The 331-nt window shown below is 38.1% G+C and carries 1 pseudogene; it reads right to left on the bottom strand.

The features are described from left to right. Positions 1–213 precede the first annotated feature (213 nt). A pseudogene (locus tag CKY02_RS23290) lies at positions 214–331 on the bottom strand (IS630 family transposase); the annotation flags it as partial.

Here is a 331-nt window from a genome sequence, read left to right as displayed (position 1 = left end):
CAGCACCTTTGAATTTCAAGAACATAAAATGGTGACAGGAATGCAATCTTACCACCATGAGCTTTTGAGTTTATTAGGCGTACAATATAAAGCGGTTTATTCCTGAATTAGGTGCGGAATGAAGGTTACATCACTGATAAATTTCAATATTTAACTGTTATGGGAAAGTGTTAAGTTAAATTTCGCAGATAAGATTATCTGTACTATACCCGCTTAACTTGAAGATGCAGGATTCAGAACCTGGAAGTTGTCATTAATACGGCACGACAGGTTCCCGGCAAGTTCCGGTAATATTTCCGTAAAAAAACGATGGATTGCCTGCCTGAACAAG

It is taken from the genome of Photorhabdus bodei, assembly GCF_003287735.1.
Classification (GTDB): Bacteria; Pseudomonadota; Gammaproteobacteria; order Enterobacterales; family Enterobacteriaceae; genus Photorhabdus; species Photorhabdus kayaii.
The sequence above is the reverse complement of the archived record's forward strand: the minus strand, read 5'-3'. Positions and strand labels throughout refer to the sequence as shown.